This window comes from Companilactobacillus futsaii JCM 17355 (genome assembly GCF_001435505.1).
GTDB classification, from domain to species: domain Bacteria; phylum Bacillota; class Bacilli; order Lactobacillales; family Lactobacillaceae; genus Companilactobacillus; species Companilactobacillus futsaii.
In genome coordinates this window covers 1-16370 of the sequence record NZ_AZDO01000004.1, presented here as the reverse complement: position 1 = coordinate 16370, position 16370 = coordinate 1, and the positions used below count along the sequence as shown (strand labels likewise).

The 16370-nt window shown below is 35.4% G+C and carries 16 protein-coding genes; 12 read left to right on the top strand and 4 right to left on the bottom strand.

Annotated features, from left to right (window positions below):
* Window positions 1-71 precede the first annotated feature (71 nt).
* Window positions 72-611, bottom strand: a complete 540-nt coding sequence (locus FC88_RS00620) for an LURP-one-related/scramblase family protein (protein ID WP_057811882.1) — start codon at window positions 609-611, stop codon at window positions 72-74.
* A 2-nt stretch (window positions 612-613) separates the two neighbouring features.
* Window positions 614-1489, bottom strand: a complete 876-nt coding sequence (locus FC88_RS00615; RefSeq protein WP_057811881.1) for a Cof-type HAD-IIB family hydrolase — start codon at window positions 1487-1489, stop codon at window positions 614-616.
* An 83-nt stretch (window positions 1490-1572) separates the two neighbouring features.
* Here FC88_RS00615 and FC88_RS00610 point away from each other — a divergent pair, with 83 nt between their 5' ends.
* From FC88_RS00610 to FC88_RS00595, 4 genes are read left to right on the top strand one after another with little or no spacing between them, the layout of a single operon-like run.
* Window positions 1573-2271: a uracil-DNA glycosylase gene (locus tag FC88_RS00610; protein WP_057811880.1), complete on the top strand. Its 699-nt coding sequence runs from the start codon at window positions 1573-1575 to the stop codon at window positions 2269-2271.
* Window positions 2271-3239, top strand: a complete 969-nt coding sequence (pta, locus tag FC88_RS00605; protein ID WP_057811879.1) for a phosphate acetyltransferase — start codon at window positions 2271-2273, stop codon at window positions 3237-3239. The genes FC88_RS00610 and pta overlap by 1 nt, the downstream gene beginning before the upstream one ends.
* Window positions 3240-3254: 15 nt before the next feature.
* Window positions 3255-3713, top strand: coding sequence for a tRNA (adenosine(37)-N6)-threonylcarbamoyltransferase complex ATPase subunit type 1 TsaE (gene tsaE / locus FC88_RS00600; protein WP_057811878.1), 459 nt, complete (start codon window positions 3255-3257; stop codon window positions 3711-3713).
* The gene (locus FC88_RS00595; RefSeq protein ID WP_057811877.1) at window positions 3710-4177 is read left to right on the top strand and encodes a GNAT family N-acetyltransferase; all 468 of its coding nucleotides are present in this window, start codon (window positions 3710-3712) and stop codon (window positions 4175-4177) included. The genes tsaE and FC88_RS00595 overlap by 4 nt, the downstream gene beginning before the upstream one ends.
* On the opposite strand, the gene FC88_RS00590 is transcribed toward FC88_RS00595, so the two are convergent.
* Window positions 4170-4703 carry a 3'-5' exonuclease gene (locus tag FC88_RS00590; protein ID WP_057811876.1) on the bottom strand — a complete coding sequence of 178 codons (534 nt, stop codon included), beginning with the start codon at window positions 4701-4703 and terminating at the stop codon, window positions 4170-4172. The genes FC88_RS00595 and FC88_RS00590 overlap by 8 nt on opposite strands.
* A 3-nt stretch (window positions 4704-4706) precedes the next feature.
* A complete protein-coding gene (locus FC88_RS00585) occupies window positions 4707-5468 on the bottom strand; it encodes an exodeoxyribonuclease III (protein ID WP_057811875.1) in 762 nt (253 codons plus the stop codon).
* Window positions 5469-5580: 112 nt separating this feature from the next.
* On the opposite strand from FC88_RS00585, the gene murB reads away from it, so the two are divergent.
* From murB to FC88_RS00545, 8 genes are all read left to right on the top strand, one after another.
* Entirely contained in the window at window positions 5581-6480 is a 900-nt protein-coding gene (gene murB, locus FC88_RS00580) for a UDP-N-acetylmuramate dehydrogenase (RefSeq protein WP_057811874.1), read from the top strand.
* Between the two features lie 20 nt (window positions 6481-6500).
* Window positions 6501-8627 (top strand): Na+/H+ antiporter, encoded by a 2127-nt coding sequence (locus FC88_RS00575; RefSeq protein WP_057811873.1) that lies wholly within the window; start codon window positions 6501-6503, stop codon window positions 8625-8627.
* Window positions 8628-8702: 75 nt separating this feature from the next.
* Window positions 8703-9560, top strand: coding sequence for a diadenylate cyclase CdaA (gene cdaA, locus FC88_RS00570; protein WP_057811872.1), 858 nt, complete (start codon window positions 8703-8705; stop codon window positions 9558-9560).
* Window positions 9544-10617 (top strand): CdaR family protein, encoded by a 1074-nt coding sequence (locus tag FC88_RS00565; RefSeq protein ID WP_057811871.1) that lies wholly within the window; start codon window positions 9544-9546, stop codon window positions 10615-10617. The genes cdaA and FC88_RS00565 overlap by 17 nt, the downstream gene beginning before the upstream one ends.
* Before the next feature lie 21 nt (window positions 10618-10638).
* Window positions 10639-11991 (top strand): phosphoglucosamine mutase, encoded by a 1353-nt coding sequence (gene glmM / locus FC88_RS00560; protein WP_057811870.1) that lies wholly within the window; start codon window positions 10639-10641, stop codon window positions 11989-11991.
* A 327-nt stretch (window positions 11992-12318) separates the two neighbouring features.
* Window positions 12319-14130, top strand: coding sequence for a glutamine--fructose-6-phosphate transaminase (isomerizing) (gene glmS, locus FC88_RS00555; RefSeq protein ID WP_057811869.1), 1812 nt, complete (start codon window positions 12319-12321; stop codon window positions 14128-14130).
* An 82-nt stretch (window positions 14131-14212) separates the two neighbouring features.
* Window positions 14213-15808: an APC family permease gene (locus FC88_RS00550; protein ID WP_057811868.1), complete on the top strand. Its 1596-nt coding sequence runs from the start codon at window positions 14213-14215 to the stop codon at window positions 15806-15808.
* Window positions 15808-16344 (top strand): VanZ family protein, encoded by a 537-nt coding sequence (locus tag FC88_RS00545; protein ID WP_057811867.1) that lies wholly within the window; start codon window positions 15808-15810, stop codon window positions 16342-16344. Before FC88_RS00550 ends, FC88_RS00545 begins: the two co-directional genes overlap by 1 nt.
* Window positions 16345-16370: the final 26 nt, after the last annotated feature.

Sequence of the window (16370 nt, the reverse complement as noted above, 5' to 3'; positions counted from 1 at the left end):
AAAAAGTGCTCCCAAAGTTGTTAGATTATGTCTAACAATTTTAGAGCACTTCACCTGATAGGAAAGGTTTTTTATTTATTAAAGTTGTTAAGATAAGGCATTTTGGATTTTAATCCTAAATCATCTAGGTCAGTTTTTGGCGCCAAAGTAGGTAATTTAATGTATTTATCTAAAAAGATAGCTAATAAAGTGCCCATGGGACCGTCATCTAAGTTGCTAAAGGATAACTCTAATCCAGGATGACCTTGGCTTAAAATAGTTGGTTGAACTTGTAAAATTTCTTTGCCAGCTTGAGTTACGTGATAATTAGACTCAACCAAGTTGCCGATAACACTCCAATTAACTTTACTCAAATAAACAAATTTTAAGTCAATCATTGGTAAAGCATTGATAGTAGCTTTTTCTTCACCATTGATTTTAATAGAATAAATTTTTAGAAAATTATTTTTTAAACTTATTTCACCAATTAACGTATTTAAACGATTATACAATTTGATTAAGAAAGGATTTTCTTTGTCACGCGAGGCTATAAAGATAGTTTCCTTGCTTTGATTAGCAATGACTAAAATATTGCCAACTGCCAAATCTGCTTTACGAATATAAAGCTCCATGATTAGCCCTGTTTTTGGTCCTCAATCGTTTTTTCGATGATTTGAGCTACACCATCATTGACATTGTTGTCGGTTTCGATTTGAGCTATTTCTTTGATAACTGGAATAGCATTTTTCATAGCTACACCGACTCCAGCATCTTTGATCATGGAATAATCGTTTAAATTATCTCCAATTGCCATAATTTCATCAGCTGAGATATTACGTTTTTTGGCATATTGTAGAAGAGCAATTCCTTTTTGAGCATTAACACTATTAACTTCAACGTTATTAGGGGATGAGGAAGTGACAACTACATCTTTAATATTTTTGGTGATTTCTTTTTTCATAGGAGCCAATACTTTATGTTGGTGTTCATTAAATCCAATCAGTTTCATGATTTTGAAGGATTTATCATTGAAGATATGTTCATAATTGTCTACGAAGTTCATAGGCATCATTTTGACACGCTCTTGAGTATCTCTTAGGGCTTGCTTGAATGAAGTGCCAGGGTTTAATTTTACTAGCAAATTAGCTAAATTATTGACTCTAGCTTCGCGGTCGTTTGAAAAAATCCCCTTATCAGTAACGACCTCAAAATAAACATTATACTTGTGGAAGTAGTCAACGACTTTGTTTTGTGATTCTGTAGAAATTGGATTGCTGGAAATCAACTTTTCATCGCTATCGAAGACTTCAGCCCCATTTAAAGTGATATATCCTGGATGAACTTGATTTCTTAAAAATGGTTTGGCCTCACTCAAACCACGACCAGTAGCAATCAGAAACTCGATACCGGCTTTTTGTGCATCCTTGATTGCTTGGATGTTACGATCTGAAACCTCCATCTTTTCGTTTAGTAAAGTACCATCCATATCGGATGCGATTAATTTAATCATAAAGTTTCCTCCGAATGCGTTATGCTATAAGTGAATGTTACCATATTTTATGGAATTATATATCAAAACAGGTAGGTGTAAATTTGAAAACCTTAATAAATAATGATTGGCAAGAAGTTTTGAATAGTGAATTTGACAAACCATATTATGAAAAACTCCGTGAATTTTTAGTGGAAGAATACAATACTCAGACTATCTATCCGGAGATGCACCATATTTATCAGGCTTTTGAGTGGACTCCCTTTTCAAAAACGAAAGTTGTCATTTTAGGACAAGATCCTTATCATGAACCAAATCAAGCAATTGGTTGTAGTTTTGCTGTTCAACCAGGTGTGACGATTCCACCATCATTGCGCAATATTTATAAGGAATTACAAGATGACTTAGGATGTACGCCAGTTAATCATGGTTATTTGAAATCATGGGCTACTCAAGGAGTTTTATTACTCAACTCGGTTCTAACAGTAAGAAGAGGACAAGCTAATTCTCATAAAGGAAAAGGTTGGGAACAACTAACTGATTATGCTATCAAGGCTCTGTCAGAACGAGGCAAAGTCGTCTTTATTTTATGGGGGAATGCCGCTAAGAGTAAGATTCCTTTGATCGATCAATCAAAGAACACAATTATTTCTTCAACTCATCCGAGTCCATTTGCGGCTAGATATGGATTTTTTGGTTCTAAACCATTTTCTAAAGCAAATCAAGCGCTTTTAAACTATAATGAAAAAGAAATCAATTGGCAGTTACCTGAACGTGCTGATGATGAAATGGAGGAAAAGTAATGGATTTATTTGAAAGTCTCAAAAGTAAGATTAATGGAAAAGATTTAACGATTGTTTTCCCAGAAGGTGAAGAACCTAGAATTTTAGGCGCTGCCGTTCGTTTAGTTAAAGAAAATGTTCTTAAACCTATTTTAATTGGTAATCAAGAAGAGATCGATAAGGTTGCTGATGAAAAATCGTTTGATATTTCTGGTATTGAAATTATTGATCCTAAAAATTATGCTGACTTTGACACAATGGTTGAAAAATTTGTTGAACGTCGTAAAGGCAAGAATACTGAAGAACAAGCTGAAAAGATGCTTCTAGATAACAACTACTTTGGAACAATGCTAGTTTATATGGACAAGGCTGACGGAATGGTTTCTGGTGCAATTCATTCAACTGGTGATACTGTTCGTCCAGCTTTACAAATTGTTAAAACTGCTCCAGGAAATTCTCGTATCAGTGGATCCTTCATTATGCAAAAGGGCGAAGAACGTTATATGTTTGCTGACTGTGCTATCAACATCAATCCTAATGCCCAAGAATTAGCTGAAATTGCCGTTCAAACAGCAAAAGATGCAAAATTATTTGATATCGATCCTAAAGTTGCTATGTTGAGTTTCTCGACTAAGGGTAGTGCTAAGAGTGATGAAGTTACTAAAGTCGCTGAAGCTACTAAGATTGCTCAAAAATTAGCACCTGATTTAGCTCTTGACGGTGAATTACAATTTGATGCGGCTTTTGTACCTAGTGTTGGTGCTCAAAAGGCTCCGGATTCAAAAGTGGCAGGACATGCAAACGTCTTTGTTTTCCCAGATCTTCAATCAGGAAATATCGGTTATAAGATTGCACAAAGATTCGGTGGTTTTGAAGCTATTGGACCTATTTTGCAAGGATTAGCTAAGCCAATTTCTGATCTATCACGTGGTTGCAATGAAGAAGATGTCTACAAGTCAGCCATTTTAACGGCAGCTTTAGCATTATAGAATTAAGGAGAAATTATGCTTGAATATCAAGTAACGACCCATTCATACGAAGAAACCGAAGACTTAGGCGAAAAGATGGCTCAATTGCTGAGGCCAAGTGACGTTGTAGTTTTAAATGGTGACTTGGGTGTAGGGAAGACCACTTTGACTCGGGGCTTAGCTCGAGGATTAGGAATCAAACGTAATGTAAAAAGTCCTACGTTTACCTTAATTCGTGAGTATAAAGATGGTAAAATCCCTTTGTATCACATGGATGCCTATCGTCTAGAAAGCAGTCCTGATGAAGACTTGGGCTTTGATGAATATTTCAATGGTGATGGTATAACGATGGTTGAATGGCCTCAATTTATCAAAGATGAGATTCCAAAGGATCATCTGACGATTAATATTGAGCGTTTGTCAGATACTGATCGAAAAGTTACTTTTAAATTACATGGAACTAGGTTTAATCAACGAGGTTTTGAACAATTATGAGCCAACAATTAAAATTACGTGAAGCTGTCCCAAAAGATGCTCAGGACTTATTAGATTTTTTAAAAAAAGTCAGTCGGCAAAGTGATTTTATTTCATTTGACGATATACAATCAACATCCATTCGGGATGAAGAAATTTCGTTAGATGCTATCTTTCAATCAGAATATGATGAATTGATCTTAGCAGTATTAGAAGATGAACTCATTGGTTATTGTCGACTAGAGCGAATTGATACTAAAAAAGCTGAATTTGGCGTGGTAGTCGATAAAGAGTTCTGGAATAATGGGATTGCTTCGTATTTACTTGAAGAGGCAATCGATTGGGCGAATGCATCACCATTAGAAAAGATAATTTTAGAAGTGTACAAAAATAACTCAGCCGCAATTCATATTTATCAAAAATATGGATTTACAACTGAGTTAACAAAAAGTAAAACAATAGTAATGTCAAAGATGGTTAAGTAAGCTTAATCATCTTTTTTATTTGTTCGGTTCCAAATTCTTGTTCAGTTTTAAGCAAAATTTCAGCACAAGCAACGCTGTCGGCTAATGCATTGTGATGATTTTTTAAGTCAATATTTAAAGCCTTGGAAACAGTGTTTAATTTGTGATTTGGAAAATCGGGATAAAATTTACGACTAGTTCTTAAAGTATCGATAGTTAAATACTTTGGAGCTATGATGCCATAGTTAGTTAGAGTATTCTTTAAAACACTATTGTCGAAACTAGCATTGTGTGCAGCAACGAGATGACTACTGTCAAAAAGTGGTTCAATATGGGGCCAAACTTGATCAAAAGTTGGTGCATCTTGAACGTCTTGGGGTGTTATGTGGTGGATTTGAATATTGCGGGGACTAAAAATTTCTCTAGGGTTAATCAATGTATAAAAACTATCCACGATTTGGTTTTCTCGAACAAGGACTAGGGCTAAGGAACAAGCACTCGTCCTTTTACCATTAGCTGTTTCAAAGTCCATGGCAACGAAATTCATAAATTATTCTCCTTTAATATTAAGGTCTAATTCGATTGGGCAATGGTCCGATCCATAAATATCCGTCAAAATATCGGCGTTTTGAATCAATTGTTGACCATTCTTAGAAACGACAAAGTAGTCGATTCTCCACCCAGCGTTATTTTTACGTGCATTAAAGCGATAACTCCACCATGAATATTTGATTTCTTTAGGGTGAAGTGAACGGAAACTATCGATAAAGCCACTATCTAGTAGTTCACTAAATTTGTCACGTTCTTGATCAGAGAAACCGGGGTTTTTGTGATTAGTTTTAGAATTTTTTAAATCGATTTCTTCGTGTGCAACATTTAGATCACCACAGAGAATTACGGGTTTATCGGACGATAATTGTAACATATATTTACGTAATGCATCGTCATAACGCATCCGATAAGCGACACGTTTTAATTTTGGCTGTGAGTTAGGTGTATAGCTATTAATTAAGTAAAAATCAGGAAATTCTAAGGTTATAGTCCGTCCTTCATCATCAAATTCTTCGATACCTAAACCTTGTTTAACCGAAATCGGTTCGGCCTTTGAGAAAATAGCAGTTCCAGAATAGCCTTTTTTCTTAGCATAAAAGAAGTATTGGTGGTATCCAGGCAAATCAAGATCAAGCTGACCTGCTTGCATTTTAGTTTCTTGGATACTGAAAATATCCGCGTTTAATTGTTGGAAAGTAGAAATGAAGTCTTTTTTGACAACGGCACGTAAACCGTTTACATTCCACGATATTAGTTTCATAAAATCACCTCAGCGTAATTATAGCATTATTGGGATGCCTGTTTGGTCGTTAAGAAGCTAACTATGTGATAAAATTAAAGATAAGTCTTAGTAACATAAAGGATGATGAATATTGAATTTTCCAGTTGAAAAATTACCAAATATTGAATTTAAATTAGATGAGCCACTTAGTAAATATACTTTTACTAAAACTGGCGGAAACGCTGATACTTTAGCTTTTCCTAAAACACGTGAAGAGTTGATTCAAATTGTTGATACTGCTCGCGTTAATCAAGTGCCAATTACGGTTATTGGTAATGCCAGTAATTTAATTATTAAAGATGGTGGCATTCGTGGCATTGTGATAATTTTACCTAATTTTAAAAAGATTGAAGTTTCTGAAACTAAAGTTACTGCTGAAGCTGGTGCAACAATCATTAATACTACGATTGCTGCACAAAAAGCTGGTTTAACAGGTATAGAGTTTGCAGCTGGAATCCCAGGAAGCGTTGGGGGAGCTGTATTCATGAATGCTGGAGCATACGGTGGAGAAATCAAAGATGTTTTTGAGTCTGCCGAAGTTTTGCTACCTGATGGACACATTACGACTTTAACTCATGATGATATGAATTTTAGTTATCGTCACAGTACCGTACAAGATGATGGCGGTATCGTTATAAGCGCTACGTTTAATTTAAAACGTGGTAATAAAGAAGTTATTCAAGAAGAAATGGACCGATTAAATGCTTTGAGACGTTCTAAGCAACCATTGGAATACCCATCATGTGGTAGCGTCTTTAAACGTCCAAAGGGTCATTTTACTGGTCCTTTGATTATTAAAGCTGGTTTGCAAGGTAAAATGGTTGGCGGTGCCCAAGTTTCTATGAAGCATGCCGGTTTTATCGTCAATGTTAAACATGCCACGGCAACTGATTATATGAATTTGATTCATCTGATCCAAAAGACTGTTAAAGAAAAGTTTGATGTTGAACTTCATACCGAAGTTCGCATTATTGGTGAGGACAAAAAATAAAAGAATGGTAGGTGTTGTCTGTGGAAATACTTGAATCAATTATTTTGATTCTTTCACTCTTAATTATTGCCAATATTGTTAGTCACTACTTTGTGTCGATACCACCTAGTTTGCTACAAATCGCAGCCGGGATTTTAGCGGCATTATTTATGCACGTTAAGATTTATGTCGATACGGAGTGGTTTTTGTTAGCGTTCATTGCGCCAATTTTGTTTAATGACGGGAATAATTTTCCTAAACGAGAGCTTTGGAAACTCAAAGGTCCAATTTTAGGTAATGCGATTATTTTAGTTATTATTTCAACTCTAGTTGGTGGAGTATTCGTGAAATTTTTAATCCCAAGTTTACCTTGGGCAACTGCTTTTACACTGGTAGCAGTTTTATCGCCAACTGATCCAATCGCGGTTCAATCGATTGCTAAAAAAGCGCACATTCCGGATAAATTGATGCATCTGATCAGTGGTGAAAGTTTGATTAATGATGCATCTGGTTTGATTTGCTTTAAATATGGGGTCGCTGCCACTGTTACTGGGATGTTCTCATTAAAGAGCGCTACGATTGATTTTTTCCATATTTCAATCGTTGGTGCTTTAGTGGGTGCAATAATGATTTGGATTTTTAATGGAATTCGTTTGTACTTAATCAATCAAGGTGTAGATGATTCAATTTTACATGCCATAATCCAAATTATTATTCCATTTATTATTTATTACGTTGCTGAAGATATCTTTGATGTTTCTGGGGTCGTAGCGGTTGTAATTGCTGGTATTTTGAACATTTCTTCAAACCACAATATGAGTGCTTTCACGCCAGAAATCCGATTGATTACCTCCAGAACTTGGGATTTAGTTGTTTACGTATTGAATGGAATCGTCTTTGTCTTGTTGGGAATTGAAATCCCGTTTGCGATGGAAGAGTTAGTTCATAATGATAACATCAATACATTTTGGGCAACAATTTTAGCTTTTATCATTTGGATAATGTTAGTTGTTATTAGATTTGCTTGGAGTTATATTTATTCGACATTTTCTAATAATCCCGATGGCAAAATCAAGTTATGGTCTAAAACACGACTTTATGATTGTTTAATGTCCGGAATTTCCGGAGTCCGTGGGGCTGTAACTATGGTTGGTGTTTTGTCACTACCTATGACGATCAAAGGTGGAGCTCCATTTCCTTCAAGAACATTATTATTATTTGTCGCCAGTGCAGTAATTATTTTCAGTTTGTTAGGAGCTACAATTTTGATTCCTATGCTAACGAAGAGTAGTGCACCGGTTGCTTATCGTGGTAATACCTTTAGTTCTGATAACTCAGATAATTCTGATGACGACGAAGAAGAGATTGCACCAATAGAATTGACTCGAATTGAAGCTAATCGTGTTATTTTAGATAAAACAGTTAAAAAACTTCGTAATGAAATGGATGAAGGCGATACTGCAGTTTATTCTTCTGTGATTGCCGAATATTTAAACGATATTAGAAATTTGACTTTCCGAAACAACAATTCTAATGTTGCCAGCCATCAAATCAGTAAGCGTCGGGTAAAAAGTAAAAAAGATGCTGAACTGTGGGATATCTGTTTTAACTGTGAATTAGAGGCGATTGATGAATTATATGAGAACCACGAAATTTCTGATGATTCATATGATTTGGCAATGAGAAAGATTGCTAAGTACAAGAAAGAAATTGTGCATCGTCGTTATAATTCTACAATTGAATTTTTCATTAGCTATTTTAGAAGAACCTTCTTACAAATTAAACGTTGGATCTATCGTTCGGTTAAATATAACGATATTCAACAAATGAATCAAGATTCAATCAAAATCTCTATTGCTGGAGCTAAGAGAGCTTTGGAAAAACTTCAAGAATTAGATCAATCCAATCAAGAAGATATCGATGATAATTTGATTTATATTTTCCAACGACATTATGAAGATCGTTTGGAATTGTTACAAGGGAAGTATCGAGGACGTTCGCCAGAATTTAACAGTGAGCGAATGGCCTTAGAAGTAAAAGCTTTGAGTTATCAACGCGCTTTTGTTCAGGATATGTTAGAACAAGGACGTGTTAGCAAAGTAACTGCTAATGAGTTAAGAAAAAATATTAATTATAGCGAAGAAGTTATCAATATAGGTGTGGAATAAAACTCAATATATGATGAACTTTTATAATTTTTATTGTTTGTTATAATTAATTCGAACTGCTAAGGAGCTAGAAAAATGAATTTTATACCAAGCAATATTTTTACATGGCAGAACCTGGCTAACTTGGTTGATATCCTAGTAGTCTGGTATGTTTTATATAAAGTTCTGTCAATGTTACGAGGAACTAAAGCAGTACAGCTTCTCAAAGGAATCGTAATTATTTTTGTTATTAAATTAGTCAGTTGGGCCTTAAATTTGCACACTGTTTCATTTTTGATGGATCAACTGATCAATTGGGGAATTATTGTTATCGTGATAATTTTCCAGCCAGAAATAAGACGTGGTTTGGAACACTTGGGAAGATTGCCGTTATTCAGTTCGACGAGCAATGAAGAAGGTAAAACGAAAAATCATTTGATTGAAAGTCTTGATCAGGCTATTCAGTACATGAGTAAACGTCGAATCGGTGCTCTGATAACTTTGGAAATGAATACTGGTTTGGAAGAATATGTCGAAACCGGGATTGATTTGGATGCCGAAGTCACTGGGGCTTTACTGATCAATATTTTTATTCCGAATACGCCATTACATGATGGAGCAGTTATTATTCGAAATAATCGTATTTCAGTTGCGGCCGCTTATTTGCCTCTTTCTGAAAGCAACACGATACCTAAGGAATTAGGAACACGGCATAGAGCTGCGGTTGGTATCAGTGAAGTTACTGATGCTATCACAATTGTTGTTTCCGAAGAGACTGGTGGTGTAATGATTACTCGCAATGGGCATATGATGTTGGATCTAACGAGGGAAGATTATCTCAAATATCTTCACGCTCAATTGAAAGATCCAAATGAAAATGCCAACCGTTCGATTTCAGACTTCTTTAAAATAGGTCGCCGAAAGAAGGAGGACCAAAATGAAAAAGATAATTAATAGTAATTATTTTTATGCATTTATTGCCCTCTGTTGTGCACTATGGCTGTTTTTTTACGTTAGTTCACCTGGAGTTGGATCAACGAGAGATTCTAATCAATCTAACACTTCGACTGTAACAAAGAAAACAACTATTTCAGTGCCATTGCAATTGCAAGCTGATGTGGATAAATACTACATAACTGGGTATCCGGAGACTGTCAAAATAACAATTGAAGGCCCTTCAGCTTTGGTTACTGCAACCAAAAATACACAAAATTTTAATTTATATTTGAATTTAAAAGATTTATCAGTTGGGCAGCATCGTGTACAAATCAAAGAGTCTGGTTTGAACAGTGAATTGACTTATAGCATTAAGCCTAAATATGTTACTGTCAATATCCAGCATCGTGAAACGAAAAAATTTGATGTCGATGTTGATTACAACAAAGATTCCTTGGCAACTGGTTATGAGACTGGCAAAGTAGAAGTTTCTCCAGATACAGTAACAGTCACTGGAGCGGCCACGGAAATTGAAAAAATTGCTAAGGTGATTGTTAAACCAATTTTGCCAAAAGGAATAAAATCGACATTTGATCAAGAAGTTTTAGTGCAAGCACTCGATAAAAATGGTAAAACTGTAAATGTTACATTGGATCCACAAACAGTCCACGTTAAAATTCCAATTTCGATTCAAAGTAAGCAAGTCAGCATAAATTTGAAACAAAAGGGAACTTCAAGTAGTACCACTTCAAATTTATCGGTCACATCTGATGTCAAGACGATTCGAGTCTATGGAACGCAAGATCAAATTGATGCAATTGATAGTTCCGTTGACGTGCCAGTTGATGTTAGCGATGTGAATAGCAATACTAAAAAATCAATCAATTTGGCTGATGCTTTAGGGAATAAAGTGGCTTTTACGGATCCAGATACTATTGATGTTTCGATCACAACTGGTTCGTCTAGTTCATCAAACGGCAATAGTAATACAAGTTCGAATACTACTGATAGTAGTACGAACGATGATACAAGTTCATCGAATGATAATTCGACAGATGATAATAGCGAACAATAATACGCTGGGGGTAAGTTTTTCATGACAAAATATTTTGGAACAGATGGAGTAAGAGGTATTGCAAATAAAGAATTAAGTCCCGAACTGGCATTTAAGTTAGGAAGATTTGGTGGCTATGTTCTAACACAGCATTCAGAAAATGAAGATGCACGTCCACGTGTTTTAGTTGCTAGAGATACACGTATTTCAGGTCAAATGTTGCAATCAAGCTTAATTTCAGGATTACTTTCTGTAGGTATTGAGGTTTTGGACCTTGACGTAATTACTACTCCTGCTGTAGCATATCTAATCCGTGCCGTTTCTGCTGATGCGGGAATTATGATCTCTGCATCACACAATCCTGCTGAAGATAACGGAATCAAGTTCTTTGGTTCAGATGGTTATAAACTACCTGATGACGTTGAAGAAGAAATTGAAGAATTATTAGATGCTAAAGAAGATACTTTACCAAGACCATCAGCAGAAGGATTAGGTAGCGTTTCTGACTATCCAGAAGGTGCCCAAAAATATCTTCAATTCTTAAAACAAACTCTATCGGATGATTTGAGTGGTATGAAGATTGTTTTGGATACTGCCAATGGTTCAACTAGTCGTTTGGCAAGTACCTTATTCGCTGATTTGGGCGTAGATTTTGAAATTATGGCATCTCATCCAGATGGGATCAATATCAACAAAAATGTTGGTTCAACTCATCCAGAACAATTGGCACAACGTGTTAAAGAATCTGATGCTGTAGCCGGATTGGCTTTTGATGGTGATGGAGACCGTTGTATTGCCGTTGATGCTGACGGAAATATCGTTGATGGTGACAAGATTATGTTTATTCTTGGTAAATACCTTCACGATGGTGGTCGCCTCAAAAAAGATACGATCGTAACGACTGTTATGAGTAATATCGGTTTGTACAAAGCAATTGAAGCTAACGGGATGAAGTCGGTTCAAACTGCTGTCGGAGACCGTCATGTGGTTGAAGAAATCCGTAAAAACAATTACAACATTGGTGGCGAACAATCAGGTCACGTTGTTTTGTATGAATACATGAATACTGGTGATGGTATGTTGACTGGTATCCATTTGTTGCACGTTATGAAAGAAACTGGCAAGAGTCTTGCTGAATTAGGTGCACCTGTCAAGGTATATCCACAAAAATTAGTTAACGTACCAGTTGCTGATAAGAACTCATGGGATAAACATCAACCAATTCTTGATGCCATTAAAGCTGTCGAAGATGAAATGGATGGCGATGGTCGTGTATTAGTTCGTCCTAGTGGTACACAAGCATTACTTCGCGTTATGTGTGAAGCTTCGACTGAAGAAAAGGTTAACGAATACTGTGATCAAATCGTTGAAGTAGTTAAAAATGAATTAAGCTAAAATATTAGTTTTATGACATTAAAGACTATATAATAAAATTAATAAATAGAGATTGAGGGATTAATACCCCAATCTCTATTTTTTTTGGCATACTTTTTTCTTATTGACTTTATAGTGAGTTAATTATATCGGCATATACCAACTATACCGATTTATACAGTGTGGTATGCACCAACTATACCATTTAAGAAAAATGTTAATATTTTCTTGACAAAAAAACCTAATATTAGTATTCTAGGCATTGTCGCAAGATGATAAAGTTAATTCGAATGAACTATACCATTTTATAAAAAATAAACTAGACCAATCTAGAAAGGCTTGAAAACTATGTGTGGAATTGTTGGAGTAATTGGAAATAATAAAACTACTGATATTTTGTTAAACGGATTAGAAAAACTAGAATACCGTGGTTATGATTCAGCCGGTATTTATGTCAATAACCAAGCAGGTAAGGATTACTTGGTTAAAGAGGTCGGTAAGATTAGTAAACTTGAAAATGCTGTTACTGATGATGTGGTTGGTTCAGTAGGAATCGGTCATACTAGATGGGCAACTCATGGTAAGCCAACAGTTGAAAATGCACATCCTCATTTCTCAGAAGATAATCGTTTTTATTTAGTACACAATGGTGTTTTAACTAATTTTGAAGAATTAAAAGAAAAATACTTACAAGGCGTTGATTTTAAGAGTCAAACTGATACTGAAGTAGCCGTTCAATTAGTTGATCATTTTGCTAAAGAGGGGCTTGATGGTGAAGCTGCTTTTAGGAAAGCTTTGAGCTTGATTCAAGGTTCATATGCTTTTGCCATGATTGATAAAGAACAACCGGACAGAATCTTTGTTGCTAAGAATAAGAGCCCATTGTTGATCGGTTTAGGTGATGGATTCAATGTTATCTGTTCTGATGCTATGGCAATGCTTGATCAAACTCATGAATTCGTTGAAATCCATGATGGTGAAGTAGTAATTTTGGAAAAGGGCAGTGTTAATATCTCAAAAATTGATGGCACACCCGTTCATAGAGATTCATATACCGTTAACTTGGATGCTAGTGATATTTCTAAGGGAACTTATGATCACTACATGTTAAAAGAAATCGATGAACAACCAAACGTAATGAGAAAGATTTCTCAAAATTACATCAAATCTGATGGAACATTGAATGTTGAACAAGATTTGTTAGATGAATTGAAGAAAGCTGACCGTTTATACATCATTGCTGCCGGTACGAGTTATCACGCTGGTTTAGTTGGTAGAAATATTTTTGAAAAGATTGCTGATGTTCCAGTTGATGTTGAATTAGGAAGTGAATTTGGATATCATATGCCAAAGCTTTCTAAGCATCCATTCTTCATCTTCCTTTCACAAAGTGGTGAAACAGCAGATAGTCGTCAAGTATTAGTTAAAGTGAATAAAATGAATTTGCCAAGTTTGACTATGACAAATGTTCCAAATTCAACTCTTTCAAGAGAAGCAACTTATACGATGGAACTTCTAGCTGGTCCTGAAATTGCTGTTGCTTCAACCAAAGCTTATACAGCTCAAATTGCCGTCGAAGCAGTTCTAGCTAAAGCCCTAGGCGATGAAAAGAATTTGGAAGTAGCTAAAGACTTTAATTTGAAAAAACAACTTGCTTTAGCTGCTAATGGAATTCAACAAATAGTTGATGAAAAAGAAACTATCAAGAAATTAACAGCTGATTACTTAACGGGTCAATCAAATGCCTTTTATATCGGCCGTGGAATTGATTATGCTTTATCACTTGAAGCAGCCTTGAAGTTAAAAGAAATCTCTTATATCCATGCTGAAGGCTTTGCTGCTGGAGAATTGAAACATGGTACCATCGCTTTGATCGAAAAGAATACACCGGTATTTGCTTATATTAACGATGGCGTTGGTGCTAGTCATACACGTGGCAACATTCAAGAAGTTGAGGCTCGTGGTGCTCACGTATTAGTAATTGCTAGTCAAAAGTACGCTGAAAAAGGCGATCAAATTATCATTCCTGAAATTGACGAATTGATCTCACCAATCATCAGTGTCGTACCTGCTCAATTGATTGCCTATTATGCAAGTTTGGCACGTGGCAATGACGTTGATAAACCTCGTAATCTTGCAAAAAGTGTGACAGTAGAGTAGCCTATTTAGACGTAGTGGATATATAATAGTCTCGTAATTGAGGCTATTTTTTTTACTATAAAATGTATAGATTGGTGGTTTTATGAGGAATAAAAAATTAAATCTGTTTTCCACAGTTATGTTTGGTCTGAGTGCTATTATTGGCTCCGGTTGGATGTTCGGTTCTAGTCAAGCAGCTCAAATAGCTGGTCCGGCTGCAATTCTGGCCTGGATTATTGGGGCAGTTTTAGTAGCAATGATTGCGATGGTTTATGTTGAGATTGGGACAATGTTCCCTGAAGAAGGTGCGATGAGTCGTTTTACGATGTATACTCACGGATCGCTTTTAGGACATATTTTCTCATGGGCTAATTGGCTATCGCTCTTAGCAATTTTACCGATTGAAGCTGTAGCATCAACTCAATATATGAGTACTTGGCCTTGGGAATGGGCACAATGGACTCATGGTTTTATGAAAGATGGACAACTAACGTCACAAGGTTTAATGATGGCGGCTGTGATGATTTTAATATTTACTTTTATTAATTATTGGTCAGTAGCGATTATGGCAAAATTCAATAATTTCATCTCAGTTTTAAAATTAGTTGTACCAATTATTACAATGATTGTTTTAATTTCTGCACATTTTGATTTTGGTAACATGGGTAGTAATTTTCAAGAATTTATGCCTAATGGTTCAGCTTCGATTTTCGTAGCAATTGGAAGTGCCGGAATTATTTACTCTTATGTGGCTTTTCAAACTGTCATTAATTTGAGTAATGATATAAGCAAACCTTCAGTAAACATTAGACGTGGGATAATTATTTCATTATTGATTAGTGCTTTAGTTTATATTGCCTTACAAATTGTCTTTATCGGTGCATTACCACAGTCAGTAACCAATGGTGGTTGGGCTAAAATCAATTTTAATTCACCATTTGCCGATTTGGCTATTTTGTTAAATATTTATTGGTTATCAACTTTGGTTTACTTTACGGCCTTTATTTCACCAGTTGGTAGTGGAATCGCCTTTGCTTCTTCAGCAAGTAAATCATTATCGTCAATGCCTAAGAATAAGCATTTACCACTGTTCTTGAGTAACGCAAATAACAAGTATCATTCACCTAGAGTGGCTTTGATGATAAATATGTTAGTTAGTTTTGTTTTGATTTTACTATTTAAAAATTGGTCGCTCTTATCAAGAGTAGTTGCTGCTTCGACATTGATTTCACTTTTGTCCGGTCCAGTAGTAGCTGGTAGTTTACGAAAGATGGGGCCTAATTTAAAGCGTCCAACAAAGATTAAAGGGATGCACATTTTGGCGCCAATTGTCTTTGATTTGATCAGTTTGGCAATTTATTGGGCAATGTTTCCAACGACTGTGGAAGTTATTGTTATAATTATTGTTGGTTTGCCAATTTACTTCATTTACGATGCACGTCGTGGATTTAGAGAATTTAGGCAAAAATTATATGCTAGTTTGTGGTTGATCGTACATTTGTTTGGATTAGCAATGATTTCATGGTTAGGTAGTTCCAGTTTTGGAGGAATTAATTTAGTTCATTATCCATATGATTTTGTTGTTATTTTGATTTTCTCTACATTTATGTACTTTTGGGCAATTCATTCCTTGTATTATTCAGGATATTTTGATGATGCCAAGGAGATCAATGCAACAGTTAAAATGGAAGATGAATAATGAAAAAAATTAAGCAATATGAGAAGTGGTTTTATGGAATAGCTATCGTAATTCTATTAGGATTGTTTTACAGTTCTTCCATGACTTATAAACAACAAACGTCGGTTCCTTTTTTAGAGAGGTATCTTCAAAATAAGCCTTTTGAGCATAGTTTGTCTCAGATTGGCTTTAATTATGGTGGTAAGTATCAATCTGTCGCTAACGATGGCTATTTTAAATTCATTGAGTTCTTTATTCGTAAAGGAGCACACTTCAGTATTTACTTAGTATTAGGAGTTTTCTTAGCTTTAGCTTTGATTACATATTTCAAACGTAATTATTTTTTGATGATTGTTATACCATGGATGACAACGACCGGCTTGGCCGCATTTGATGAGTTTCATCAAGGACTGACTGGTGGACGTACGCCATTAGTTGAAGATGTGATTTTAGATAGTGCAGGAGCCTTTACTGGTATTGTTATATTAGTAATTTGTCTGTATTTGTTTAGCATTAGAAATAAAAAATATGATTCGCAAATTGCAAGAACAAGTTAGCCACTTTGGAAAAATAAAGAAAAGTT

What these genes read in the sequence shown, in the direction of transcription:
- FC88_RS00590 (WP_057811876.1), bottom strand. Translation starts at nt 4,703, where the DNA reads ATGAATTTCGTTGCCATGGACTTTGAAACAGCTAATGGTAAAAGGACG.
- FC88_RS00550 (WP_057811868.1), top strand. Translation starts at nt 14,213, where the DNA reads ATGAGGAATAAAAAATTAAATCTGTTTTCCACAGTTATGTTTGGTCTG.
- tsaE (WP_057811878.1), top strand. Translation starts at nt 3,255, where the DNA reads ATGCTTGAATATCAAGTAACGACCCATTCATACGAAGAAACCGAAGAC.
- FC88_RS00615 (WP_057811881.1), bottom strand. Translation starts at nt 1,489, where the DNA reads ATGATTAAATTAATCGCATCCGATATGGATGGTACTTTACTAAACGAA.
- FC88_RS00565 (WP_057811871.1), top strand. Translation starts at nt 9,544, where the DNA reads ATGAAAAAGATAATTAATAGTAATTATTTTTATGCATTTATTGCCCTC.
- FC88_RS00545 (WP_057811867.1), top strand. Translation starts at nt 15,808, where the DNA reads ATGAAAAAAATTAAGCAATATGAGAAGTGGTTTTATGGAATAGCTATC.
- FC88_RS00595 (WP_057811877.1), top strand. Translation starts at nt 3,710, where the DNA reads ATGAGCCAACAATTAAAATTACGTGAAGCTGTCCCAAAAGATGCTCAG.
- pta (WP_057811879.1), top strand. Translation starts at nt 2,271, where the DNA reads ATGGATTTATTTGAAAGTCTCAAAAGTAAGATTAATGGAAAAGATTTA.
- FC88_RS00620 (WP_057811882.1), bottom strand. Translation starts at nt 611, where the DNA reads ATGGAGCTTTATATTCGTAAAGCAGATTTGGCAGTTGGCAATATTTTA.
- glmM (WP_057811870.1), top strand. Translation starts at nt 10,639, where the DNA reads ATGACAAAATATTTTGGAACAGATGGAGTAAGAGGTATTGCAAATAAA.
- glmS (WP_057811869.1), top strand. Translation starts at nt 12,319, where the DNA reads ATGTGTGGAATTGTTGGAGTAATTGGAAATAATAAAACTACTGATATT.
- FC88_RS00585 (WP_057811875.1), bottom strand. Translation starts at nt 5,468, where the DNA reads ATGAAACTAATATCGTGGAATGTAAACGGTTTACGTGCCGTTGTCAAA.
- cdaA (WP_057811872.1), top strand. Translation starts at nt 8,703, where the DNA reads ATGAATTTTATACCAAGCAATATTTTTACATGGCAGAACCTGGCTAAC.